Raw genomic sequence first — 24,393 nt, forward strand, 5'->3', positions numbered from 1 at the left:
TGGTCTCCGGCGGTCCGCGCGGCGCTGCGCCGCGGCGCGGACTGGGTGCGCTGTCCCGCAGATGCGCCCGCACGTCGTGCGCACGTATCTACGGGACAGCACACCGGCCTGTGGCGGCGGTTACGGTTGGTACTGCCAGACGCTCTTGAAGGCGCCCGGCACGAGCGACATGCTGGTGCCGTCGAACTTGATGTAGATGGCCGCTTCCTGCGCGGCGCGGTCGTTCGGGCCGAACTCGATCGGGCCGGCCATGACGCCGGAATCGAACTTCATGGTCTCCAGCGCGGCCAGCACCTTCTCGCGGGTGGGCTGCGGGCCGGCGGCCTTGAGCGCATTGACCACCGCCATCGCCGGCGGCAGGCCGTAGGGCATGTAGGTCTGCGGATGGCCGGGCTTGGCGGCCAGGTCCGGATAGGCCTGCTTGTACATGTCGTAGACCCAGGTCAGCTTGGGACCGCCGGGCATGTCGCTCAGCACTTCCTGGATGTAGACATTCTTGAAGGCGTCCTTGTTGCCGACGTTCTCCACCAGTTGCTTCAGGTCGGCGGTGCCGTTGACGGCCAGCACGATGGGCTTGTTCCAGCCCAGTTCCTGCGCCTTCTTGATGATCAGCGCGGCGGGGCGGGCATAGGTCGTCAGCAGCAGCACGTCCGGGTTGGCGGCGCGGATCTTGAGCATCGGCGCGGTGACGTCGGTGATGTTGGGATTGACCGATTGCACCTGCAGGTTCACGTTGCCCAACTGCTTGGCCTGGGCCTGCGCGGCTTCCAGGTTCCAGCCGCCGTAGGCGTCGTCATGGTTGATGTAGCCGATCTTGGCGGCCTTCAGGTGCTCGTTGGCGAACTGCACCATCGAGCCGCCCACGGCGTGCTGCGAGATCGAGAACGCGCCGTAGATGTATTTGGACGGCGGATACAGCGCGCCGTCGCCCGAGGCGTTGAGCATGACCAGCGGCACCTTCTCGCGCTCGACGTATTCGCGCGCGGCCACCACGGCGGCCGAGCATGAGCCGCCGTTCAGCAGGAACACCTTGTCCTGCTCGGTCAGCTTCTTGACCGCCGCCACCAGGTCGTTGGCGTTGCAGCGGTCGTCCTCGATCACCAGTTCGATCTGGCGGCCGTGGACGCCGCCTTCCTTGTTGACCTTGGCGTACCACATCTTGGCGGCGTTCAGCACGTCAAAGCCATAGGCCATGCCGCTGCCCGAGAGGGGCGCGAACAGGCCGATGCGGATGGTCTTGTCGGTGATGCCGGGTTCCTGCTGGGCCTGGGCGGAGGCGCCCAGGGCAAGGGCGCATAGCGCGGCGGCCGCGTGGCGGCGAAGGGGCTTCATGGTTTGTCTCCCGTTTTTTGAGTGCGCGCCTTTATCCATGGCGCGTTGCTGCTTGGCGGCGAAGCCGCCGGATTGGGTTCATTGCACAGGGTTCACTGCATGCGGTAGCCGCCGTTGACGTCGATGACGCTGCCGGTGATGTAGCCCGCTTCTTCCGAGGCCAGGAAACGCACCGCGGCGGCGACGTCGTCCACCGTGCCGATGCGGCCCAGCGGAATCGCCTGGGCGGCCGCCGCGAGCGCGCCGCTGCTGGTGACGGTGCTGCGCAGCATGTCGGTGTCGATCAGCCCCGGCGCGATGCCGTTGACGGTGATGCCCAGGTGCGCGGATTCGCGCGCCATGGCCTTGGTCAGGCCCAGCACGGCGGATTTGGCGGCGATGTACGAGGCGCTGGAGCGATAGCCGCCCAACTGCGCGGCGACCGAGGTGAAGGTGACGATGCGGCCATGCTGGAGCGGCGCGGCTTCGCGCCGGCGCAGGTAGGCGCGGCCGCACAGGAACACGCCGCGCGCGTTGACGGCGAAGCTGCGTTCCCAGATGTCGAGCGTGGTGTCCTTGATCAGCGGGCGTTCGCCGTTGGCCTGGAACAGCAGCAGGCCGGCGGCGCTGACCAGCACGGCGATGGGGCCGTGAGTCTTTTCGATCTGGTCGAACGCCGTTTCGACGGCGCTTTCGTCGCTGACGTCGAAGGCATGGGCGCTGTGCGGCGCGCCGAGTTCGTCGGCCACGCGACGGGCGCGCTGGGCGTCCACGTCCGACACCACCACGCGGTAGCCGGCGCGGGCCAGCTCCTGGCAGATGGTGGCGCCGATGCCGCCGCCGCCGCCGGTGACGAGCGCGAGCCGCGGGGCCGGGCCCGCGGCCGGCGTGGATACATTGGACATGCTGTCTCCTGTGAGGCGGATTCGCCTGCCTTGGGAGGGGCGCCCGCTGATCTGAATTTTTGGCGATTATGTATACATGATGGGATGGCAGGTATAGGGGGTTTCCCGCATCTACCGATGGGATTTGATTGTTCTCATTGGGGAAAGCCCTAGCGCGGTGGTAAGGGGCGGTGTCGCATGTATTCTTCATGTATACAATGCAGGCATGGATACGCTATCTCAACACGTGACCGATACGCTGCGGGACTGGGTGCTGCATGGCAAGTTCAGCCCCGGGGCCCGCCTGGAGGAAATCCCGCTGGCCGAGAAACTGGGGGTGTCGCGCACGCCGGTGCGGGCGGCCCTGGCGACGCTGGGCAACGAGGGGTTGCTGGAGCACCTGCCCAAGCGCGGCTACACCGTGCGGGCCTATGACCTGGCCGAGATCGTGGCGGCCTATGAGGTGCGCGCGGCGCTCGAGGGCCTGGCCTGTCGGCAGGCGGCACTGCGCGGTTTATCGAATGACGCCGTGGCGGTGCTGAAGAACTGCCTGGACGAAGGCGATCGCATTCTCGGCAAGGGCGTGCTGCTGGCGGAGGATCATCTGCCGTACCAGCAGGTCAACATCACCTTGCACAACGGGATCCTGGAGGCGGCGGGCAATCCGTGGGTGAAGCGGTTCGCGACGCAGGCGCAGGCGATTCCGTATGCGTCGGATCGGATCATCCTGTGGGAGGATCATGGGATCATTCTGCGGTCGCATGATGATCATCATCGGATCGTCAATGCCATTATTGCGCGGGATGGGGCGCGGGCTGAGGATCTGATGCGGGAGCATGTCTACTATGCGGGGATCATTCTCAAGAGTAATTATGAGAGGTTGGCGCAGGCCTATCGGGTCTAAGGGGGCTGGCGGTTGGGTTCTTTAGCCGCGGGTGACGGGGCAGGCGGGGGATGGCGGGGCTACGATTGCGGTCCGGAGCGTTCGCTCCGGACTCCCCCTTCGTCATCTTCGTCCAGGCCTGCGGCCTTCCCTTCAGATTCCCTCGGGCGCATCTACACGCCCCGCCATCCCCCGCCTGCCCCGTCACCCGCTCGCGATGAGACTTAACGGGGGCCGTGGGGGCTAGTTGTTTGCTTGGCGTTTTTGCCAGCGATCGGGGGTAAGGGAAGGTCTTGCGGGGGCGCCAAAGGCGGCCGCGCGGGCGGCCTTCTTTGGCGTTTGGGTGTGTTGCGTCGGCGGGATGACGCTGCGCGCTCGGGGTGGCGCTGCGTTGGCCGTGATGTTGTGGCTGCGCTGTGATGGCCAGGGGCGATTGGGGCGCGTGAGTGGCGCGCTTGTCGCGGTTGCATGGCGCGGATGCGACGCATGCCTGCACGCCGGCGGCCGGCTTGCGCTGCGCTATTTGTGACGGATGTGGCGGCGCTGCCTGCGCGCGGCGGCCGAGCCGCCGCGTTCGCGGAGCGATCAGCCGGGCAGGCCGGTTTCCAGGCAGGGACTGAATTCGCCGGTGGCGGGGTCGCGCAGGAACAGGACGCCGGTGGCGACGCCGAAGTAGGTGCCGTGCAGCTCCAGGTCGCCGCTTTCGACGCGGCGGCGGATGGAGGGGAAGGTCATCAGGTTGTTCAGGCTGTGGCCGATGACGGCGAGTTCGAGGCGCTTGAGGTTGGCGGCGCGGTCGTCGCCGCCGGGGCCGAGTTCTTCGGCGACGGGCGCGATCTGGGACATCCACTTGCCGATGAAGTCGCCCTTGGTGAGCGGCTTGGCGTCGTCGAAGAAGGCGCGGATGCCGCCGCAGGAGGCGTGGCCGAGGACGACGATGTGTTTGACGTTCAGGCCGTTGACGGCGAACTCGATCGCGGCGCTGGTGCCGTGGTACGAGGACTCGGAATCGGGATCACAGGGCGGGACCAGGTTGGCGACGTTGCGCACGACGAACATTTCGCCGGGGCCGGCGTCGAAGATCGCTTCGGGCGAGACGCGCGAGTCGCAACAGCCGATGATCAGGATTTCCGGGCTTTGCCCAGTTTCGGCCAGCTTTTCGTAGCGGCTGCGTTCGGAATGGAAACGGCCGGCGAGAAAGGACTGATAGCCTTCGGTGAGTCTTTTGGGAAACATGATCTTTTCACTTCCTTGGTAACGAGGCCGGGCATGCCGGCGTGCCGGCAGACGCAACAAGGGGCTTCGTGTGGAAGCCCCTTTTGTCGAGTCGGCTGCGGAATTTTCCCACAATTGGCCTGACGCCGGCTTGACTAAACCCTATCCAGATAAGGGTTTTTTTGCCGGAGCAATCCGTTGGGCAAGTAAGCGCAGCGTGGAAAGCGCACGTCCGTCGCGCAAGAAAAGCCGTCCGGCCGCCCGGCCGCCCGAAGGCCGGACAGCCCCCTCGGGGGGCAGCAAGCGCGCAGCGCGCAGCGTGGGGGCCAACCATTCATCGGGCGCGGATGTCCAGGGCGGTGACCTTCGCGAATCGGAGCGGCGTGATGGCGCGGATGGTCTTGATCTGGCCCGGCGCCAGGGGGCCGATGTCGTCATCGCGCACCCGGCCGATCTCGCGGCCCTGGTCGTCGTAGAGGACGAAAGTCAGCATCACGTAGTTGACGGCGCGGCTGGACTGGTTGGCGAGCAAGCCGGTGATGGTGGACTGGTTTTCGTTGGTGTCGCGGACGGCCTGGATATTGCCGAGCGTGACGCCGTACAGGCTTTGCGCGTTGGCGGCGCCGGTCAGGCCGGCCAGCAATGCGAGGATGGCGAGGGCGGATTTCATGGCGGTCTCCTGTTGCCCGGCTGGCGGGGCGTCCCTGTCGCGGTCTTTGGCGTCGCGTGTCAGGGCATGCGTCTATCTCACACCTTTCCCGACCCGGGCACAACGGCCCAAAGGGATGAATGGGTAACAGGTTGCTGGGGATAGCCGCAGATTCCGCCCTGGATGCCACAAGTGCATCGGAATGTCTCCAACTTGTGGGCGTTTCAGGCGATTTGGGTGGAATCTCGGCGCGATGGCGCGGGTGGGGGGCGCACGGTTTTCGGAGGAAAAGTGGCCTTCGCCGGAACTGCCTGGCGCCACCTTTCCGCAAGCTGAATGATCGCGGCGGCGTTAGCATTTGTTGTCCTTTCGGCGCTTGCGGAGCATGCGGCTTTGTCCGATGATGACCACGCCGGCAACTTGGCCGGCGGATCTTGCGGCCCGGGCGCGCGCCAGATTGGCGCCGGCGGGCGATCAAGGGAGGAACTCATGCTTTCTCGTACTAGCCAATTGGCTTCGGCCATCGTGTTGTCCGCCTGCTTCCTGGGCGCCGTCCACGCCCAGACGCCGGCCGCCACGCCCGCGCCCGCCAAGACCCCCGCGCCCGCCGCCACGCCGGCAGCCAAGACGCCGACCCCGCAGCAGCAGCGCATGGCCGATTGCAACAAGTCGGCCGAAGGCAAGAAGGGCGACGAGCGCAAGACGTACATGAGCGCCTGCCTGAAGGGCGAGGCGCCGCCGCCCGCCAAGCAGTTGACGCCGCAGCAGCAGAAGATGAAGGATTGCAACGCCAAGGCCGGCGAACAGAAGCTGACCGGCGACAAGCGCAAGACCTTCATGAGCACCTGCCTGAAAGGCTGAACGCGGCGTGGATTCCGCGCAGGTGAAAAGCGCCGGCCGTTGAACGGACCGGCGCTTTTTTCTGCGCGTCGCAAGCAGGGCGTGATCGGTTGCCGTGGGCCAGGATCGCGGCACGGTCGTGGACGGCCCTGCCTGCCAGGCGGGCCTCCCGGCCGCGCCCGGCGCGACCCGAGGCGCGTCGCCTACACCGTCGCGATCGGCGTGACCGGCGAGCCGATCGCGTGCGGCAGGCGCAGCGGCGGGGCGGTCAGCATGAAGCGGTGGCGGCCGTTGGCATGCAGCCAGTCGGCCAGATCCTTCAGGTACCACAGCTCGGCCAGCGGCAGGCCCAGCTTGAACAGGCAGTGATGGTGCAGCGGCAGCATGGCGCGCGGGCCGGTTTTCTCGCGCGCGGGATAGGCTTCCACGGCGTAGTTGTCGGCGCAGATGGCGGCGATGCCGCTGTCGGTGATCCACTGCAGCAGCGCGGCGTCAGTGCCGTCGAGCGCGGCGCCGTAGGTGTGCAGCACTTCGGCGTCGGGCTTGCCGGCCATGGCGACCACGGCTTCGGCGTAGCCGGTGCGTAGCACCAGCATGTCGCCGGGCTCGATCTCGATGCCGTCCGTCTTGAGCACGTGCTGGATCTCGGCGTGGCCGACCAGGGTGCGGCCGGGGCCGTAGTGGCGCGCCAGGTCCAGCAGCACGCCGCGGCCCTGCATGCCTTTCTGCGCCAGGTTTTCGACGCCCAGCTTCAGCGCGGCCGAGGGGCCGCCGCTGTTGCAGCCGCAGCCGGTGTGGTCGCCATCGGCCGGGCCGATGACGTCGACGCCGGCCTGGAAGCCGTTGTAGTAGCGCAGCTCGGGCTGGCCGTCGCCGTCGGCGTCGAACAGCGCGCCGACGTGCGCCAGCGCGTCCCATTGCGTCGAGTACTGCATCGACAGCAGCACCTGGTCGTCGCTCAGCACGTCGACCGCGTCCGGGTTGACGTTGCGCAGCGGGAAGTTCAGGTAGGGCGTGTCGGCCAGCCGGGTCGGGCTCAACTGCGGCGGATGGCGCCGCGGGTTGAGCACGTTGCCGCCGGGCAGGTCCAGCGGCAGCGACAGGCAGAAGGTCTTGCCGGCGCGGATTTCACGCGCGCCTTTCAGGACCTGTTCTTCGGTGATGAGATTGAGGCGGCCGAGTTGGTCGTCGGGTCCGAAGTCGCCCCAGTTGGAGCCTTCGGGCCGATGGGTCCAGCGCTGCATGGCTTACTCCGCGAGGAAGTCGACCACCGCGCGGGTGAAGGCTTCCGGTTGTTCCCAGTTGGAGATGTGGGAGGTGTTCAGTTCGAGGTAGCGCGCGCCGCTGATGGCGGCGGCCAGTTCCTGGCCCTGCGCGGGCGTGGCGGCCAGGTCGTGGGTGCTGCTGATGACCAGCGTCGGCGCCTTGATGGCCGACACCTGTTCGCGGAAGTCGGCGTCGCGCAGCGCGGCGCAGTTGCCCGAGTAGCCGGCGTCGGGGGTGCGGCGCAGCATATCGACCAGCACTTGCGACAGGCCCGGCTCGGCGGCGCGGTAGCCGTCGGTGAGCCAGCGCTCGACCAGGGTCGGGGCCATCTTTTCCAGCGTCTGTTCGGCCACGGCGGCGATGCGGGCGCTCCAGCCTTCGGCCGAGCCGATGCGCGCGGCGGTATTGCACAGGATCAGCTTGCCGATCAGCTCGGGCCGGTTCAGCGCCAGCCACAGGCCGGTGGGGCCGCCCATCGACAGGCCGCAGAAGTGGGCGCGTTCGATGTTCAGGTGCGCCAGCAGTTCGGCGACGTCGTTGCCCAGTTGCGCGAACGTGTATTCGCCGTCGGGGACCGAGGACTTGCCGTGGCCGCGGGTGTCGTAGCGCAGCACGCGAAAGTGCTTGCTCAGCGCGGGAACCTGGCGCGCCCACATGTCGGCGTTGGTGCCCAGCGAATTGGAGAGCACCAGCACCGGCGCGTCGGCGGGGCCATCGATGACGTAGAACAGCCGTGCCTGGCTGAGATCGGCGTAAGACATGCGGAAAATCCTCGGGGAATGAAAGCGCGGCCACCCGGAGGCGGCCGCGTGGCGATTACAGATAGCAGGTGCCGTCGACGTAGGCCTTGCGCCAGCGCGTGATGGTCACGCGCTGGAACAACTGCGCCTGGGCGAACGGATCGGCGTCGATGAATTGCTGCGCGGCCTCGCGCGTGTCCAGGTCGACGATGTACAGGCCGCCGCCCAGGTCCTTGCCGTCATCCTGCAGCTTGGCGCCGCAGGCCAGCAGCAGATGCTTGTTGGCGTCCAGGTATTCCAGGTGCGCGGCGCGATGCTGCTGGCGCACGGCCTGGTGGTCGGGCTTGTCGAAGGTTTCGATGATGTAGGGCATGGGCGGCTCCGTTCAGATCGCCGAGGGATGGCGCGCCAGCGCCGTCACCTGGATGTCCATGTAGGGGAACAGCGGCAGCGACGACAGCAGCGCGTGCAGCTCGTCGTTGTCCTGCACGTCGAAGATGCTGACGTTGGCGTAGCGGCCGACGACGCGCCACAGGCTCTTCCACTTGCCGTCGCGTTGCAGTTGCTGCGCCAGGGCCTTTTCGTCGGCCTTGAGCTTGTCGGCCTGGGCGGCCGGCATGTCGACGGGCAGGTTGACCTGCATTTGAACCATGAACAACATGATGAGTGTCTCCAGGAAATCGGCCCCGGCGTTGCCGGGGCGCGGGGGGAATGATCAGTTGGAAAACTTCAGCGGCAGGCCGGTCAGGCGCAGCAGTTCGTCGGCGGTGGTTTCGCCGAACATGTCGATCACCGTGACGCCGTCGGCGCGGATGTCGAACACGGCCACGTCGGTGTACACGCGCGACACGCAGCGCACGCCGGTCAGCGGATAGGTGCAGGCGTCGACCAGCTTGCTCTGGCCTTCGCGGGTCTGCAGTTCCATCATGACGAAGACGTCCTTGGCGCCGATGGCCAGGTCCATCGCGCCGCCCACGGCGGGGATGGCGTCGGGCGCGCCGGTGTGCCAGTTGGCCAGGTCGCCGTGCTGCGACACCTGGAAGGCGCCCAGCACGCAGATGTCCAGGTGGCCGCCGCGCATCATCGCGAACGAGTCGGCGTGATGGAAGAACGAGCAGCCGGGCAGTTCGGTGACGGGCTGCTTGCCGGCGTTGATCAGGTCGTAGTCTTCCTCGCCCTTGGCCGGCGCGGGGCCCATGCCCAGCATGCCGTTCTCGGTGTGCAGGATGACTTCGCGGTCGGCCGGCAGGTGGTTGGCCACCAGCGTGGGCAGGCCGATGCCGAGGTTGACGTAGGCGCCCTCAGGAATGTCCTGGGCGACGCGGGCGGCGATCTGGTCGCGGGTCAGTTTGGTGCTCATTGCTGCTCCTTGGCGGCCTGGGCGGCGTCGATCTGCACGACGCGCTGCACGAAGATGCCGGGGGTGACGACGGTTTCCGGGTCGAGTGCGCCCAGTTCGACGACTTCACGCACCTGCGCCACGGCCACGCGCGCCGCGCTGGCCATGATGGGGCCGAAGTTGCGCGCCGTCTTGCGATACACCAGGTTGCCCCAGCGGTCGCCGCGCTCGGCCTTGATGAGCGCGTAGTCGGCGTGCAGCGGATATTCCAGCACGTATTGGCGGCCGTTGATCTCGCGGGTTTCCTTGCCGTCGGCCAGCGGGGTGCCGTAGCCGGTGGGCGAGTAGAACGCGCCGATGCCGGCGCCGGCGGCGCGGATGCGCTCGGCCAGGTTGCCCTGGGGCACCAGTTCGAGCTCGATCTTGCCGCTGCGGTACAGGCCGTCGAAGATCTGCGAGTCCACCTGGCGCGGGAACGAGCAGATGATCTTGCGCACGCGGTTGGCGCCCAGCAGGGCGGCCAGGCCGGTGGTGCCGTTGCCGGCGTTGTTGTTGATGATGACCAGGTCCTTGGCGCCTTGCTCGAGCAGGGCGTCGATCAGTTCCATGGGCTGGCCGGCGGTGCCGAAGCCGCCGATCATGACGGTGGCGCCGTCGGGGACGTCGGCGAGGGCGGCCGCCGCGCTTGCAACAAGCTTAGAAATCATGGTGTTCGCTCATAGGTGGCGTGTCATAATTTGTTCTTAATTAGAACTTTCGTTCTTCTGAAGAACATCGTTTCATGGGGATGGTCGACCGTCAAGGCAAGCCGGCGCGGCCCGATCCTCCCCGTCCAGGGTTGCCGGCAGCGGCAACGTTTTTTCTCGCGGTAGACGGATGGCCGAGCAAGCAACCCAGCAACCCAGCGACAGCTACGTTCAATCTTTTGCGCGCGGCCTGTCCGTGATCCGGGCGTTCGGCCCGGATCGTTCCCAGATGACGCTGTCCGAGGTCGCGGCCGTGACCGGCCTGACCCGCGCCGGCGCGCGTCGCATCCTGCTGACGCTGGAGCACCTGGGCTACGTCACGGTCGAGGACCGCAAGTTCGCGCTGACCCCGCGCATCCTCGAACTGGGCTACGCCTACCTGTCGGGCACGCCGCTGTGGAACCTGGCGCTGCCCTACATGGAAGAAGTGGCCGAGCTGACGCGCGAGTCGTGCTCGGTGTCGGTGCTGGAGGGCGCCGACATCGTCTACATCCTGCGTCTGTCGACGCACAAGGTCATGACCATCAACCTGGCCGTGGGCAGCCGCCTGCCGGCCTGGGTGACGTCGATGGGCCGCGTGCTGCTGGCGGGCCTGCCCGCGGCCGAACTGGACCGGGTGCTGGCCATGAGCCAGATCCAGGCCTACACCAAGGACACCGTGACCGACATCGGCGCGCTCAAGGCCATCCTGGCCGGTGTGCGCGCCGACGGCTACGCCTGCGTGGCGCAGGAACTGGAACCGGGCCTGCAATCCGTGGCGGTGCCGATCGTCGACCGCAGCGGCCGCGTGATCGCCGCCATGAACGTCAGCGGCCATGCCAACCGCTTCTCGCGCGAGGAAATGCTGGCGACCTTCCTGCCGCCGCTGCGCCACGCCGCCGACCAGATCAACCACGCGCTGCTGCGCCGCTAGGCGGCGCGGGCGGGCGGAGTCGGGCAGGCGGGCGGACATGGCGGCCGGTCTCAGATCGGGGCGACGCCCAGCGTCGTGCCGCCGCAGACATACAGCATCTGGCCGGTGACGAAGCCGTTGTCGGGCGACAGGAAGAACATGGCGGCGCGCGCCACGTCCTCGGGCGTGCCCAGGCGCTTGACCACGATGCTGTTGATGATGCGTTCGGTCTGCGGCGCGCCGGCCGGATTGCTCTTGGTGAACAGGTCGGTGGCGATGGGGCCGGGGCCGATGGCGTTGACGGTGATGCCGTCGCCGCCCAGTTCCATCGCCAGCGTGCGCGTCAGGCCGACCAGGCCGGCCTTGGTGGCCGAATAGACCACGCGGTCCGGCTTGCCCAGCGCGGCGCGCGACGACATGTTGACGATGCGGCCGAAGCCGGCCGCGCGCATCGCCGGCAGCGCGGCCTGCACCAGGATCAGCGCGGTGCGCAGATGCAGGTTGACCACGTAGTCCAGGTCGGCCAGCGTGGCCGTGTCGGCGGTGCCGGGACGCGTGGCGCCGGCGTTGTTGACCAGGCCGACGATGTCGTAGGCCGCGGTCACTTCGGCGGCCACTTCCTTGGTGCGCGCCTCGTCGGTCAGGTCGGCCTGGTACGACACCAGCCCGGCCGGCGGATGCTCGGGCAGGCGGTAGTCGATGTTGACGACCTTGTGCCCGGCATCCAGCAGCATGCGGATGATGGCGGCGCCGATCCCGGCGCTGCCGCCGGTCACCAGATACGCGGTAGGTTTGCTCATCTCAGCTCCCAATTCAGTTCTCAATCGCGACGTCCTCAAGAACACCGCCTCTCAACATTCCATCTGCCTCCCCAGCGAGGACACCGCCAGATCCGGCTCTGCCGGTCTGCAGGTGTCGCCCCCTGGGGGGCGCGCGCAAGCGCGTACGGGGGGGCTTAATGCGTCAGATAGCCCCAGGCCAGGACGGCGGTGATGTGGATCACGCCGACCCACAGCATCATGATGACCGTATAGCCCATCACGTCGCGCAGCTTGAGCTTGGACAGCGCCAGCGCCGGCAGGATCCAGAAGGGCTGCACCAGGTCGTTCCAGGCGTTGCCCAGCATCACGGCCATGGTGGTCTGGTTGAGCGCGCTGCCGATCTCGCGGGCGGCGTCGATCATGAACGGGCCCTGGATGACCCAGTGGCCGCCGGCCGAGGGCGCGAAGAAGTTGATGACGAACGAGCTGATCAGGCCCCAGAACGGCAGCGAGGCCGGCGTGGCGACGTCCACGAACACCTTGGAGATGGTGGTCACCAGGCCCGAGGCGGCCATGATGGCCATGATGCCGGCGTAGAACGGGTATTGCAGGATGATGCCCGAGATCGTCTTGATGCCTTCGGTCAGCTTGGCCACGTAGGCGGCCGGCGTGCCCAGCAGGATGATGCCCAGGAACAGGATGATGAAGTTGATCAGGTTCAGGTCGAGCGAGCCGCCGTCGATGAAGTGAAAGGCGACGTAGGCCACGCCGAGCGCGCCGATCAGCAGGCTGAGGATGCGGCTGTTGTTCAGCTTGGAGGCGAGGGTGCCTTTCTCCAGCATGTCTTCGGCCGCATTGGACGCGTTGGCGTCGCGGTCGATGGCCGGATCCACTTCGACGATCTTCTCGCCCTTCTTCGGGTGCAGCCAGGCGTTCAGCAGCGGCAGCGTCACGATGATCACCAGGCTGGTGATCAGCATCGGCACCGAGAAGATGGTTTCCGTCAGCGGGATGATGCCCATCTGCTTGGCGGTCGGGTGGCCGGGGGTGGCCACCAGCACGGGGATGCTGGCCGACAGGCCCAGGCCGTACATGGTGAAACCGCTGTAGGCCGCGGCGATGATCAGCGGGTAGTGCACGCCCTTGACCTTCAGCGCCAGCTTCTTGGCGACGATGCCGCCGATGACCAGGCCGAAGCCCCAGTTCAGGTAGCTGCCGATGCCGCCCACCAGGGTGGCGACGATGATGGCGGTGTGCGGCTTGTGCACGTGGCTGACGATGCGGTTGAGCAGGCGGTCGGTCAGCGGCGCGGTGGCCAGCACGTAGCCCATGGCCAGGATCACGGCCATCTGGGTGGTGAACGCCAGCAGGCTCCAGAAGCCCTTGCCCCAGGCGCGGGTCACGTCGCCGATGCCCTGGCCTTCGATGCCCATGGCCAGCAGCACGGTGAGCAGGGTCAGCGCGATCGCGAAGACAAAGGGATCGGGCAGATACTTGCGCATCAGCTCAGTGAAAAAAGATGCCAATTTATTCATGGTGCCTCCTACGAACTCCGGTAAGGCGTATTGCTCTTGTGTCTTGCGCCGCCGTGCGCCGGATGTTGGCGCTTGGCGGATGGGACGGTCGGTTTCTTTGTGTGGTTGGGCTCGTGGCCCGCTGGCGCGTCGGAGGGATCGCCGCGCGCCTTATGGTGTAGGTATTCGGTCTTGCGCTTGCCGCGTCAGGAATCGCCGGCCTTGGCGTTGAGCCACGCGGCCAGCTCGCCCAGCGCCGCGCTTTTCTCGCGCAGCACCTGTTCGCGGCCCTCGGGGCTCCAGGCGTAGAAACCCTGGCCGCTCTTGGCGCCGAGCTGGCCGTTTTCCACCTTGCTCTTGAGCAGGTCGGACGGCTCGGTGCGGTTTTCCAGGTCTTTGTAGAGATAGCTGGCAATGGCGTAGTGGACGTCGATGCCGTTCATGTCGCGCTGTTCCAGCGGACCGGACAGCGCCAGGCGGATGCCCAGGCTCCACTTGACCACTTCGTCGATGTCCTCGGCGCTGGCCACGCCCTTTTCCAGCAGCGAGATGGCCTCGCGCGCCAGGGCGTGCTGGATGCGGTTGGCGATGAAGCCGGGAATGTCCTGGCGCACCAGCACCGGGCGCTTGCCGCCCAGGCGCAGCGTCGCCATGACGCGCGCCACGGTGTCTTCCGAGGTGGCGTCGTTGCGCACCACTTCGACCAGCGGGATGACGTCGGCGGGGGTGAAGAAGTGCGTGCCGACGAAGCGGTCGCGGCGCGTGACAGCACTGGCGATGGCATTGATCGACAGGCCCGAGGTGTTGGTGGCGAAGATCGCTTCGGGCTTGCACAGCGTGTCGAGCTGGGCGAACAGGCCGCGCTTGAGTTCCAGGTTCTCGGGCACCGCCTCGATGACGAGGTCACAGGCGGCGGCCGCGTCCAGGCCGGGCGCCATGCGGATGCGTTGCATCACGGCGGCGACCTGGCCGGGGGCGTAGACGTTCAACTGGCGTTCGATGACGGCGCGGGCGCGATCCAGGGCGCCTTCCATCGGATCGACCAGGACCACGTCCAATCCCTTCGAGGCGAAGAGCGCGGCGATGCCGCTGCCCATGGCGCCAGCGCCGATGACGGCCAGGTTCTGCAGGGGAGTATCCATGAGGGTTCGCTTGCCTTACAGGGCGCGCGCGGCGGGCGGCACAGGCGGAACCAGGGAACTGCGATCTGTCTCTTCCGTCGGTGTCTTCCTGTGCGCGGGCCAGAAAAATCGTTGTGTTCTATATGCGAACATTTGTGCGTATATAGAATTTCTGACGAAGATAGTACTAAAAGTTGCCGGGGGTGGACAAATGGCCGTTTTGGGGCGTTCGTCAGATGGACAGTGCGGAGCGTGCGCGAGGTCGCCTGCGAAGGCCGCGTCGCGTGCTGCATGGAAGGTCGAATCGATGGAATGGGGGCAAAGCGCGCGCCGGAGCGCGAGGCCCCGGCGCGGCTTTGCCCTCTTGTCTCACCCCGAGTTGCGCAACCCGGCGGCGATGCCGTTGATGGTCAGGTGGATCGCGCGTTGCACGCGTTCGTCGGCCTCGGCGGCGGGCGACTTCTGCGCGGCGCGGTGGCGGCGGATCAGGTCGACCTGCAGGTAGTTGAGCGGGTCGATGTAGGCGAAGCGCTCGCGCAGCGAGGCCTGCAGCGCGGGGTTGTCGGCCAGCAGCTCGCGCCGGGTCAGCAGCTTGAGCATGGCCAGGGTGCGGGCGTGTTCGGCGCTGATCATGCCGAAGATTTTCTCGCGCAGCGCGCGCTGCGGCACCAACTGCGCATAGCGCGCGGCGATGGCCAGATCGGACTTGGCCAGCACCATCTCCATGTTGGACAGCAGGGTGCGGAAGGCCGGCCAGTCCCGCGCCATCTCGCGCAACTGGGCCAGGCGGCCGCGCTGCGAGCGCGGCGCCCCCGGCGCGCCGGTCTCCAGATAGGCCTCGATGGCCGAGCCCATGCCGTACCAGCCGGTCAGCATCAGGCGGCATTGGGCCCAGGAAAAGCCCCAGGGAATGGCGCGCAGGTCTTCGATGCGCTGGCCCTTCTTGCGCGAGGCGGGGCGCGAGCCGATGTTCAGGCCGGCGATCTCGGCGATGGGGGTGGCGGCGAAGAAGTATTCGGCAAAGCGCGGCGTGTCGTACACCAGGCCGCGGTAGCTGCGCTGCGCGGTCTCGGACATGAACGACATGGCCGGGCCGTGCTGCGCCATGTGCGCGTCTTCCGCGCTGGTGGCCTCGGCGCGCGGCGCCAGGCTGGATTCGAGCGTGGCGGCGACCAGCAGCTCCAGGTGCCAGCGGCCGACCTCGGCGTCCTTGTACTTGCTCTGGATGACTTCGCCCTGTTCGGTCAGGCGGATCTGGCCGGCCACCGTGCCCGGCGGCTGCGCCAGGATGGCGTCGAAGCTGGAGCCGCCGCCCCGGCCCACCGAGCCGCCGCGTCCATGGAACAGGCGCAGGCGCACGTGGCGGCTGGAGAAGACGTCCACCAGCGCGCGCTCGGCCTGGTACAGCGACCAGTTGGAGGTGAGAAAGCCGCCGTCCTTGTTGCTGTCCGAGTAGCCCAGCATGACTTCCTGGGCGCCGTTCTGGGCGCGCTTCACGCGCTCGCGGATCTCGGGCAGGTCGAGCCAGGCGGCCATGATGTCGGCGCCGCGCTGCAGGTCGGGGATGGTCTCGAACAGCGGCACCACCATCAGGCCGTCTTCTGGCGGGATGTCCTGGCCGGCGGGCGCGATCAGGCCCGCTTCCTTTTGCAGCACCATCACTTCCAGCAGGTCGCTGAGCGTTTCGGTGTGCGAGACGATGGTCTGACGCACGGCCTGCTTGCCATAGCGCTGGCGGCCGGCGGCGGCCGCGCGCAACACCGCCAGTTCGCGCGTGGTGTCTTCGCTGTAGGCGATCCAGGGCGAGGCCAGCGGCCGCGCCTGCGCCAGTTCGGCGCGCAGCAGGGCCACGCGCGCGTCTTCGTCCAGAGCCAGGTAGTCCAGCGGCTGGCCGTCACGGGTGGCGCCGGCGCGGCTGAACAGCTCGGCCAGTGCGCGCTCGTGCACGTCGGAGCTCTGGCGCAGGTCGACCGTGGCCAGATGGAAGCCGAACACCTCGACCGCTTGCTGCAGCCCTCCCAGGCGCAGTTTGCCGATGGGCGCGCCATGATGCGCGGACAGCGAGGCCGCGATGACGGCCAGGTCGGCGGAAAGCTCCTGCGGCGTGTCGTAGGGTTGCGCCGCGACCGTGCTGCGGCGCGCCAGGTTCTGGCCAGTCAGGCGCAGCGCGGTGGCGGCCAGGCGCGCGTAGACGCCGACCAGCGCGCGCCGGTAGGGCTCGTCGCTGCGATGCGGCGAGTCGTCGCCGCTGTGCTCGGCCAGTGCCAGCAGCGCCGGGTCGACCGCGATCAGCAGCGTGGTGATGGACAGCTCGGCGCCCAGCGCATGCACTTCCTGCAGGTAGTGCTCGAACAGTACGGTGGCCTGGCGCAGCAGCGCGCGTTCCAGCGTGCCGGCATCGACGTTCGGGTTGCCGTCGCGGTCGCCGCCGATCCAACTGCCCATGCGCAGGAAGGGTTCCAGCGGCGGCGGCGGCGCGCCGAACGGCTTGGCATCGCGGTTGAGCAGCTTGGACAGGTCGCCGTAGACGCGCGGAATGACCTGCAGAAAGGTGCTGCGGTAGTACGACAGCGCGTTCTCGATCTCGTCGGCCACCGTCAGGCGCGTGTAGCGCAGCATGCGGGTCTGCCACAGCGTGGCCACGCGGCCGAGCAGCGCGGCGTCGAGTTCGGCCAGTTCTTCCGGCGTCAGCGGGTTGTCGCGCTGGGACAGCGCGGCGGCGATCTCGCGATGCACGTCGAGCGTGCTCTTGCGCTGCACTTCGGTGGGGTGGGCGGTCAGCACCGGCATGACGCAGGCGTCGGCCAGCAGGCGGCGGATGCGCGCGGGCGTCACGCCGTGGCGGCCCAGGGTCTGCACCGCGTCGCGCAGGCTGCCGCGCGCGGGCGCGTCGCCGGCCAGGGCGCGGGCCCGCTGGCTGCGGTTCTGGTCGCGGTCCTCGGCGATGTTGGACAGGTGCAGGAAATAGCTGAAGGCGCGCGCCACCGAGTTGGGATCGCTGCCTTGCAACTGCTTGACGCGCTGCTCCAGCAGCTTGCCGTCGGCGGCATTGCCTTCGCGGCGGAACTTGACGGCGGTGCGGCGCAGGGTCTCGATGGTGTCGAAGACGCGTTTGCCTTCACATTCGGCGATGACCTCGCCAAGCAATCGGCCTAACAGCCGGATATCGTGACGCAAGGGTTCTGCGGGGTCGGACTGCGGGCGGGCGGCATTCATCGGGCGGGAGATCCGTCGGGCTGCTGGAGAAAGGGAGGAGTCAGGTGATGCGCACTGCGGGGGAAGCCATGAATGAGAACGGCACCGATTTTACGCAGGCTTCCTTACGGGGAAGACGGCCGGCTGCGGTAAAGTCTGGCTCTATCCCTTAGTCTTTGCAGAAACCCCCTTTTATGCTGAACCACCAACGTCGCGCGCTCGTGCTGTTTTCGGGCGGCCAGGATTCCACCACCTGCCTGGCCTGGGCGCTGGACCGCTATGCCCATGTGGAAACCGTGGCGTTCGACTATGGCCAGCGCCACCGCATCGAGCTGGATGCGCGCCTGAACGTGCTGCGCGAGATCCGCGCGCGCTTTCCGCAATGGGCGCCGCGCCTGGGCGAAGACCATCTGCTCGACCTGAAGGTGCTGGGCCAGGTGGGCGACACCGCCATGACCAGCGACCGCGCCATCGAGATGCAGGAAAATGGCTTGCCCAACACTTTCGTGCCGGGACGCAACCTGCTGTTCCTGACGCTGGCGGCGGCGCTGGGCTACCGGCGCCAACTGGACGTGCTGGTGGGCGGCATGTGCGAAACCGATTTTTCGGGCTATCCCGATTGCCGCGACGACACCATCAAGGCGCAGCAGGTGGCGCTGGGGTTGGGGTTGGGAAGCCGCGTCACCATCGAGACGCCGCTGATGTGGATCGACAAGTCCGAAACCTGGGCGCTGGCAAAGCAGTTGGGCGGCGACGCCTTGGTCGAGACTATCGTCGAGGAAAGCCACACCTGTTACCTGGGCGAGCGCGGCGCGCGCCATGCCTGGGGCTATGGCTGCGGCGAATGCCCGGCCTGCAAGCTGCGCCGCGCCGGCTGGGACAAATGGCAGGCTCAGGGCGCTGTTTGAGCTGTCCGCCGGCGACACCCCTCCATCAACAATCCCGCGCTTCTGACAGCGCCCGGCGGCCCGCCGCGGCGCGTTGCCGGCTCGCGCCGCAATGGCGTCGGATTGCGCCGGCACAGTAGCCGCGCGCATGTCGCTACGTTTCACTCATCGGTGAGTTTTATTTCGATATATTGAATTCCATTCATTTTTAGATGAATAGAATTCAATGATTTTCGACTTTACGCGGCAACAGGAAGGATTGAGCGCCCTTTTTTTGCGACCCTGTTCCAGGTATGGAGATGCAAAAAAACATTTCAATACCGTTCGATGGAAAGCGTTTTTATCCAGGGCTCAATCATCATGAATCGGTCGCGCATTATCCTTATTTTCGATAACGAATTCGCCAAGCAAGGCATCACCGATTCGCTCCAGCAGATCGGTTTCGTCCTGAACCCCGTATCGCTCCATGAACCGGCGCCGGCGCGCCATGCCGGGGAAATCCAGGTGCATCTGTGCCTGCCGCGGGACCTGGACATCACGATCGGCCAACTGCGCGCGCGCTTCGCCCACTCGACCATCATCGCCATCCGCCACATCGAAAGCCCCGCGGTGCGGATCAACGCGCTGCTGGCCGGCGCGGATAGTTGCTATGGCGCGAACATCAGCTACAGCGAGGTGGCGGCGGCGATCCAGTCGGCGCAGCGCAAGCTGACCTTGTGCCAGCCGCCCGCAGCCTCCGCGCCGCGCCGGCCGGACGTGACGGCCGAGCCCGCCGTGGCGGAACAAAGCTGGCGCCTGTGCGACAACGAATGGACGCTGGCCTCGCCCGGCGGGGCGGTCGTCAATCTCACGCCCATGGAACGCGCGGTGCTCAAGGGCATGCATGGCCATCCCGAGCGCGTCATCCGCCGCGCGGGTTTCGCCGCCGCCAGCCTCGACATTGCCGGCAATGGCCGCGCGTTGGACCTGGTCATCAGCCGCCTCAAGCGCAAGGGCGCCGCCGCCGGCATGGCCATTCCGATCCGCAGCCTGCGCGGCAAGGGCTATGCATTCTCGGCCGCGCTGGTCCAGGATGGCGGCGGCGCGAGCCACGAACCCATGGTGATCCGCAAGGAAGGCGCCGTGTCGCCGCTGCTGGCAGCGATCCAGGGCGACCGCCTGCAGTTGCATTACCGGCCCATCGTCACCGCCGCGGATCTGGAAATCGTCGGCGCCGAAGCCCTGTTGCGATGGCGCGCGACGGGCGGCGAGACCATGGGCATCGATGGTCTGTTGCGCGAAGCTGGCGCCCCCGAGGCGGCGCAGGCCCTGATCAACTGGAGCCTTCAAGCCATCGCCCATGACCAGGCGCGCTGGCGGCAGGCGGCGCAAGGGCCGGCGCCGGCGGTGAACCTCAATATCTCGCCGCAGTGCTTTGCCCGCTGCGATGTCGTCGGCACAGTCCTGCGCGGTATCGCCGCGTGCGGCCTGGCGCCGGACGACATCCGCATCGAGCTCACTGAGGAAGCGGCGCTGCATGCGGGATCCGCCGATATCCGCTCCATGCTGGAGGCCTTCACCAGCCGCGGCATCCAGGTCTGGCTCGATGATTTTGGCAAGGGCTACAACAACCTCGAATGGCTGTCGACGCTGCCCCTGACCGGCTTGAAGCTGGACAAGTCCATCGTCTGGAATGCCGCGCGCCAGGCGGAGGCGCAGAAGGTGCTGGCCTCGATCTGTCAGCTTGCGCGGGACCTGGACATCGTCACCGTGGCCCAGGGCATCGAGACCGAGGCGCATTGCCGCGCCGCGCGCGAAGCCGGTTGCGACCTGCTGCAGGGCTTTCTGTTTTTCCGGCCCGGCACAGGCGATGAACTGGCCACCGCGCTCGCCGAGCAGCGCTGGCGCCGCGCCGACATGGCGCGGGGCCGCGAGCGCGTGGCGCCGGCCGTGGCATTGCGAGATGGCGGCGCGCCGCTCAGCTCCGCGTCCGGGCAATGAAGCGCCATCGCAACGCCAGCGCCGCGGCCAGGATGGCCGTGGCCAAGCCCGCCGATATGCCCATCGCGGCGTGCGCGCCGTGCCGCTCGATCACGTAGGCATAGGCCACCGGCGCGGCGGCGGTCAGCAGGAAGCTGGGGATCAGCAGGGCGCCGACCAGCGCGCCGTAGCTGCGGAAGTCGAACAGCGCCAGCGGCAGCGTGCCGCGCGCGATGGTCAGCAGGCCGTTGCAGGCGCCGTAGAGCAAGGCGTAGGCGGCCAAGGTGACAAGTTGGCCACCCGACAGCAGCGCCAGCACGAATCCCAGCGGCATCAGGGCGGCCACCGCCAGGGTCAGGGTCAAGGGGTGCAGGCGCGATCCCAGCGCGACGTCGGCCAGCCGCGAGGCGAATTGGCCCACGCCCCACAACGCGGCGACATTGACCGCCAGCGCCTTGGCCAGCCCCAGCCCCGACAGCAGCGGGATCAGGTGGGCGGCATTGCCGGCCGCCAGGAAGTTGGTGAGCATGGCGATCGCCGCGTACAGCAGGCCGGCCAGGCGCCGCTCGGACGCGTTGCGCGTCAGGCCCGCGCCACCCTGGCCGGCGGCCTGGACCGGCGCGGCGTAGCGTGCGCGCGGCAGCGCCAGGTAGAGGGGCACGGTCGCCAACGCCAGCGCCCCGTAGGCCAGCACGGCGCCGCGCCAGCCCAGCCAGCCCGACAGCGCATGGCCCACCGGCCACATGACGGTTGACGCGAGCCCGCCGAACAGCGTGATCTGCGACATCGGCCGCCGCGCCGTGGGGCCGGCGGCGCGCGCCAGCGAGGCGAATGCGGCGTCGTACAGACACAGCCGCATGCCCACACCGAGCAGCGTCCAGGCGGCGAAATAGGCAGGCAGGCCGTGCGCGGCGGCCAGCGCGGCGCAGCCCGCCGCCGCCAGCGTGGCGCCGGCGGGCATGACCCGATGTCCGCCCCATTGGTCGATCGCGCGGCCGGCCAGCGGCGACACCAGCGCCATGACCACGATGGCACAGGAGAAGCCGCCGTAGAGGGTGGCCGGGTCCCAGCCCAGGTCGGCGGCCATGTCCGGCCCCAGCGCGCCGATCAGGTAGAAGGTCACGCCCCAGCCGACCAGTTGCGTCAGCCCCAGGCACACCACCGCGCGCGGCGGGATCATGGGCGTTGCGGCGGCGTGCTGTCGCCCTCGCCCAAGGCGCGCTGCATCAGCACGGTGTCACGCCATTCGCCATGCTTGTGGCCCACCGAGCGCAGCGTGCCTACAGGGTGAAAGCCCTGGCGCGCATGCACCGCCAGCGAGGCGGCATTGCGGCTGTCGCCCACCACCGCCAGCATCTGGCGCCAGCCGGCCGCGGTGCAGCGCTCGACCAGGCTGGCCAGCAGCCTGCCGCCGATGCCCAGGCCGGCGCGGCCGGCCTTGACGTAGACCGAATCCTCGACCGTGTGGCGGTAGGCCGGGCGCGGGCGGTAGGGGGTGACGTAGGCGTAGCCCACCACTTCGCCGTTGATCTCGGCCACCAGGTAGGGCATGTCTTTCTCCAGCACCCCGGCGCGTCGCTGGCGCATTTCCTGGATCGATGGCGGTTCCAGTTCGAATGACGCGGTGCCATGCTCCACATGGTGCGCGTAGATGGCCTTGATGGCGGGCAGGTCGGCATCCACGCTGTCGCGGATCAGGATGGTGGGGGCGGCGGGTTGCGGCATGGCGGGTTCGCGGTGGGAAGGAACGGACGGGTGAAAAACCAGCCGCCAGTGTGGCGCAAGCCCATGCATAAATAAAGCTTTGGTCTATTATGCTTTTCATAAGTAAAACTTTGGATAAAGCAGGGGGTGCGATGCCATGCGCGGACTCAATCTGGATGCCCTGCGCACCTTTGCGCAGGTGATCGAACTGGGCAGTTTCTCGGCCGCCGCCGAACGCGGCGGCATCACCCAGCCCGCCGTCAGCCTGCAGGTGCGCCAGCTCGAGCGCCGCTTCGGCCTGAAGCTGGTCGAGCGGGTCGGCCGCCGCGCCGGGCCCACCGCCGCCGGGCTGGAACTGCTGACCCACATCCGCGCCATCGACACCGCGCTGGCGCGGGCCGAGCAGGCCATGACGGCGCATGCTTCGCAAGTGACCGGGCGGGTGCGCCTGGGCACCGGCGCCACCGCCTGCACCTATCTGCTGCCGCCGCTGCTGGCCGGCCTGCGGCGGCGTTTTCCGGCGCTGGACGTGGTGGCCAGCACCGGCAATACCGCCGACATGCTGCGCGGCCTGGAGAACAACACGCTCGACATCGGCCTGGTGACGCTGCCCGCGCCCGGCCGCATGATCGAGGCCACGCCCGTGCTGGAAGACGAGTTCGTGGCGATCTTCCCGGCGCGCGGCCCGCTGGGAATGCCGGACGCCGTGACGCCGCAGGCGCTGGCGGCGTTGCCGCTGGTGCTGTTCGAGCCGGGCGCGCGCACCCGCGGCCTGGTGGATGACTGGTTCGACGCGGCAGGGGTGGCGGCCAAGCCGGTGATGGAGCTGGGCAGCACCGAGGCCATGAAGGAAATCGTGGCGGCCGGCCTGGCGTGCGCGGTGCTGCCGCGGCTGGCGGTCAGCGGCGCGGGCCAGCGCGCCAGCCTGGCGGTGCGTTCCCTGACGCCGCGCCTGGCGCGCACGCTGGCCGTGGTGGTGCGCCGCGACAAGCCGCTCAGCCGGGGGCTGCGGCACCTGCAGGAAGCGCTGCTGGCGTTGCGGACGTGAACGCGTAGGGGTGGAACACGTCCACCGGCAATTGGTTGCAGGCCTGGACGCAGTCGCGCACGGCCGCCATGTCGGTGAAATCCAGGCCGCTGGCGATGCCCTGCCGGTCCAGGTTCAGCGCCAGCGTCACCAGGTCGACGTTGCCGGTGCGCTCGCCGTTGCCGAACAGGCAGCCTTCGACGCGGTCGGCGCCGGCCAGCACCGCCAGTTCCGCCGAGGCCACCGCGGTGCCGCGGTCGTTGTGCGGATGCACGCTCAGCACGATGCTGTCGCGCCGCGCCAGGCGGCGGTGCATCCATTCGATCTGGTCGGCATAGACGTTGGCGGTGGTGCATTCCACCGTCGACGGCAGGTTGATGATCATCCTGTTTGCCGGCGTCGGGCGCCAGATCGCGCTGACGGCGTCGCAGACCTCCAGCGCGAAGTCCAGCTCGGCCAGGCTGAAGGTCTCGGGGGAGTACTCGTAGATCCACTCCGTTTCCGGATGCGCGTCGGCCAGGGCGCGGATCTGGCGCGTGCCGGCCAGCGCGATCTCCTTGATCTCGGCGCGGCTCATGCCGAACACGATGCGGCGCCATTGCGGCGCGATCGGGTTGTACAGGTGCACGATGGCGCGGCGCGCGCCGCGCAGTGATTCGAACGTGCGTTCGATCAGATCGGGCCGCGACTGGGTCAGGACCTCGATGGTGACGTCGTCGGGAATGCGGTTTTCCTCGATCAGCTTGCGCACGAAATTGAAGTCGGTGTCGGAGGCCGAGGGGAACGCGACTTCGATCTCTTTCAGGCCCACGGCCACCAATTGCTCGAAAAAGCGCAGCTTGCGCGCCGCGTCCATGGGCTCGATCAGCGCCTGGTTGCCGTCGCGCATGTCGGTGCTCATCCAGATCGGCGGCGCGCTCGGGCGGCGCGCGGGCCATTGGCGTTCGGCGTAGTCGCGGGAAAAGGGCTGGACGGGGCGGTATTTGTGTTGGGGATGGTCGAGCATGAAAACCTCCGGCCGCGCGGCGCGCGGCGTCTGGGGCCGCCGGTCTGCGGCGGCGGTCGGGCAAGGGAGGTGGCGGACGGGCCCGTCAGAGGGCCCGGGGCTGCCGGGCGGCCACGGGGCGCAAGGCCCGGCAACCGCGCGCTAGTCGTAGCGTCGGCAGGACGGCGGCCGCGGCGTGGGCGCGAAGGGCGCGGCAGCTCGGGACGAGGCGGGTATGGGCGTAAAGGCGCCGGCGCGGCTCGGCGGGGCGCGCGTTGGCGCAAAGGCGCCGGGTGTCCGGGACCGCGCGCGCGGCTGTGAGGGCGTCCGATTTCCCGGCCATGCGCGCGCGCCGGCCGCGCAAGGCGGCGCAGCGGGCGGCGGGGCAATGGCAGGCAAGAGGCATGATCGGAACGCGGACGACAGGGAAATCGACGGGATGGCGGGCAGGATAGGTACACTGGAAAAGACCGTC

At 68.0% G+C, this 24,393-nt stretch carries 23 protein-coding genes; 6 read left to right on the plus strand and 17 right to left on the minus strand.

All coding sequences use genetic code 11. The annotated features are described in order from the left end of the window. Positions 1 to 120: 120 nt before the first annotated feature. Positions 121 to 1,332 (minus strand): ABC transporter substrate-binding protein, encoded by a 1,212-nt coding sequence (locus SB816_RS03940; RefSeq protein ID WP_054500485.1) that lies wholly within the window; start codon positions 1,330 to 1,332, stop codon positions 121 to 123. Positions 1,333 to 1,424: 92 nt separating this feature from the next. Next, complete coding sequence (locus tag SB816_RS03945) at positions 1,425 to 2,216, minus strand: SDR family NAD(P)-dependent oxidoreductase (protein WP_049076620.1); 792 nt, start codon at positions 2,214 to 2,216, stop codon at positions 1,425 to 1,427. Between the two features lie 226 nt (positions 2,217 to 2,442). On the opposite strand from SB816_RS03945, the gene SB816_RS03950 reads away from it, so the two are divergent. After that, positions 2,443 to 3,099, plus strand: coding sequence for a GntR family transcriptional regulator (locus SB816_RS03950; RefSeq protein WP_231133035.1), 657 nt, complete (start codon positions 2,443 to 2,445; stop codon positions 3,097 to 3,099). A gap of 564 nt (positions 3,100 to 3,663) precedes the next feature. On the opposite strand, the gene SB816_RS03955 is transcribed toward SB816_RS03950, so the two are convergent. Both SB816_RS03955 and SB816_RS03960 read right to left on the minus strand, forming a co-directional pair. Next, entirely contained in the window at positions 3,664 to 4,314 is a 651-nt protein-coding gene (locus tag SB816_RS03955) for a carbonic anhydrase (RefSeq protein ID WP_049076615.1), read from the minus strand. 313 nt (positions 4,315 to 4,627) lie between these two features. Then, positions 4,628 to 4,963 (minus strand): FxLYD domain-containing protein, encoded by a 336-nt coding sequence (locus tag SB816_RS03960; protein ID WP_049076613.1) that lies wholly within the window; start codon positions 4,961 to 4,963, stop codon positions 4,628 to 4,630. A 468-nt stretch (positions 4,964 to 5,431) separates the two neighbouring features. On the opposite strand from SB816_RS03960, the gene SB816_RS03965 reads away from it, so the two are divergent. Continuing rightward, the gene (locus SB816_RS03965; RefSeq protein ID WP_054500489.1) at positions 5,432 to 5,803 is read left to right on the plus strand and encodes a PsiF family protein; all 372 of its coding nucleotides are present in this window, start codon (positions 5,432 to 5,434) and stop codon (positions 5,801 to 5,803) included. A 182-nt stretch (positions 5,804 to 5,985) separates the two neighbouring features. On the opposite strand, the gene SB816_RS03970 is transcribed toward SB816_RS03965, so the two are convergent. From SB816_RS03970 to SB816_RS03995, 6 genes are read right to left on the minus strand one after another with little or no spacing between them, the layout of a single operon-like run. Continuing rightward, a complete protein-coding gene (locus tag SB816_RS03970; protein WP_144655654.1) occupies positions 5,986 to 7,026 on the minus strand; it encodes a cyclase family protein in 1,041 nt (346 codons plus the stop codon). A 3-nt stretch (positions 7,027 to 7,029) separates the two neighbouring features. Continuing rightward, a complete protein-coding gene (pcaD, locus tag SB816_RS03975) occupies positions 7,030 to 7,809 on the minus strand; it encodes a 3-oxoadipate enol-lactonase (RefSeq protein ID WP_049076601.1) in 780 nt (259 codons plus the stop codon). Positions 7,810 to 7,864: 55 nt separating this feature from the next. Further along, a complete protein-coding gene (locus SB816_RS03980; RefSeq protein WP_006390035.1) occupies positions 7,865 to 8,161 on the minus strand; it encodes a YciI family protein in 297 nt (98 codons plus the stop codon). A gap of 12 nt (positions 8,162 to 8,173) precedes the next feature. Continuing rightward, the gene (catC, locus tag SB816_RS03985; RefSeq protein WP_020926098.1) at positions 8,174 to 8,449 is read right to left on the minus strand and encodes a muconolactone Delta-isomerase; all 276 of its coding nucleotides are present in this window, start codon (positions 8,447 to 8,449) and stop codon (positions 8,174 to 8,176) included. A 54-nt stretch (positions 8,450 to 8,503) separates the two neighbouring features. After that, the gene (locus SB816_RS03990; protein WP_020926099.1) at positions 8,504 to 9,148 is read right to left on the minus strand and encodes a 3-oxoacid CoA-transferase subunit B; all 645 of its coding nucleotides are present in this window, start codon (positions 9,146 to 9,148) and stop codon (positions 8,504 to 8,506) included. Continuing rightward, positions 9,145 to 9,834 carry a 3-oxoacid CoA-transferase subunit A gene (locus SB816_RS03995; RefSeq protein WP_006390038.1) on the minus strand — a complete coding sequence of 230 codons (690 nt, stop codon included), beginning with the start codon at positions 9,832 to 9,834 and terminating at the stop codon, positions 9,145 to 9,147. Before SB816_RS03995 ends, SB816_RS03990 begins: the two co-directional genes overlap by 4 nt. Positions 9,835 to 10,003: 169 nt before the next feature. Here SB816_RS03995 and SB816_RS04000 point away from each other — a divergent pair, with 169 nt between their 5' ends. Next, positions 10,004 to 10,786 (plus strand): IclR family transcriptional regulator, encoded by a 783-nt coding sequence (locus tag SB816_RS04000; protein WP_144655653.1) that lies wholly within the window; start codon positions 10,004 to 10,006, stop codon positions 10,784 to 10,786. A 50-nt stretch (positions 10,787 to 10,836) separates the two neighbouring features. On the opposite strand, the gene SB816_RS04005 is transcribed toward SB816_RS04000, so the two are convergent. The 4 genes from SB816_RS04005 to ppc form a co-directional block, all read right to left on the minus strand. Further along, positions 10,837 to 11,565 (minus strand): SDR family NAD(P)-dependent oxidoreductase, encoded by a 729-nt coding sequence (locus SB816_RS04005; RefSeq protein ID WP_006391655.1) that lies wholly within the window; start codon positions 11,563 to 11,565, stop codon positions 10,837 to 10,839. A gap of 155 nt (positions 11,566 to 11,720) precedes the next feature. Beyond that, positions 11,721 to 13,061, minus strand: coding sequence for a short-chain fatty acid transporter (locus SB816_RS04010; RefSeq protein ID WP_049076597.1), 1,341 nt, complete (start codon positions 13,059 to 13,061; stop codon positions 11,721 to 11,723). A gap of 185 nt (positions 13,062 to 13,246) precedes the next feature. Next, positions 13,247 to 14,182 carry a 3-hydroxyacyl-CoA dehydrogenase family protein gene (locus SB816_RS04015; RefSeq protein ID WP_410546520.1) on the minus strand — a complete coding sequence of 312 codons (936 nt, stop codon included), beginning with the start codon at positions 14,180 to 14,182 and terminating at the stop codon, positions 13,247 to 13,249. A 348-nt stretch (positions 14,183 to 14,530) separates the two neighbouring features. After that, entirely contained in the window at positions 14,531 to 17,377 is a 2,847-nt protein-coding gene (gene ppc, locus SB816_RS04020; protein ID WP_054500493.1) for a phosphoenolpyruvate carboxylase, read from the minus strand. 173 nt (positions 17,378 to 17,550) lie between these two features. Here ppc and queC point away from each other — a divergent pair, with 173 nt between their 5' ends. After that, a complete protein-coding gene (gene queC, locus SB816_RS04025) occupies positions 17,551 to 18,264 on the plus strand; it encodes a 7-cyano-7-deazaguanine synthase QueC (protein WP_054500494.1) in 714 nt (237 codons plus the stop codon). Positions 18,265 to 18,603: 339 nt separating this feature from the next. Next, entirely contained in the window at positions 18,604 to 20,223 is a 1,620-nt protein-coding gene (locus tag SB816_RS04030; RefSeq protein ID WP_410546521.1) for an EAL domain-containing protein, read from the plus strand. Here the strand turns inward: SB816_RS04030 and SB816_RS04035 are convergent. After that, positions 20,201 to 21,382, minus strand: a complete 1,182-nt coding sequence (locus tag SB816_RS04035; RefSeq protein WP_064527355.1) for an MFS transporter — start codon at positions 21,380 to 21,382, stop codon at positions 20,201 to 20,203. The genes SB816_RS04030 and SB816_RS04035 overlap by 23 nt on opposite strands. Continuing rightward, positions 21,379 to 21,927 carry a GNAT family N-acetyltransferase gene (locus SB816_RS04040; protein WP_049076590.1) on the minus strand — a complete coding sequence of 183 codons (549 nt, stop codon included), beginning with the start codon at positions 21,925 to 21,927 and terminating at the stop codon, positions 21,379 to 21,381. The genes SB816_RS04035 and SB816_RS04040 overlap by 4 nt, the downstream gene beginning before the upstream one ends. Before the next feature lie 136 nt (positions 21,928 to 22,063). On the opposite strand from SB816_RS04040, the gene SB816_RS04045 reads away from it, so the two are divergent. Beyond that, positions 22,064 to 22,954: a LysR family transcriptional regulator gene (locus SB816_RS04045; RefSeq protein WP_054419409.1), complete on the plus strand. Its 891-nt coding sequence runs from the start codon at positions 22,064 to 22,066 to the stop codon at positions 22,952 to 22,954. Here SB816_RS04045 and SB816_RS04050 read toward each other — a convergent pair. Next, a complete protein-coding gene (locus SB816_RS04050) occupies positions 22,902 to 23,939 on the minus strand; it encodes a 2-isopropylmalate synthase (protein ID WP_049076587.1) in 1,038 nt (345 codons plus the stop codon). The genes SB816_RS04045 and SB816_RS04050 overlap by 53 nt on opposite strands. Between the last annotated feature and the right edge of the window lie 454 nt (positions 23,940 to 24,393).

The organism is Achromobacter sp. SIMBA_011 (assembly GCF_046535435.1).
Lineage (GTDB): Bacteria > Pseudomonadota > Gammaproteobacteria > Burkholderiales > Burkholderiaceae_B > Achromobacter > Achromobacter dolens.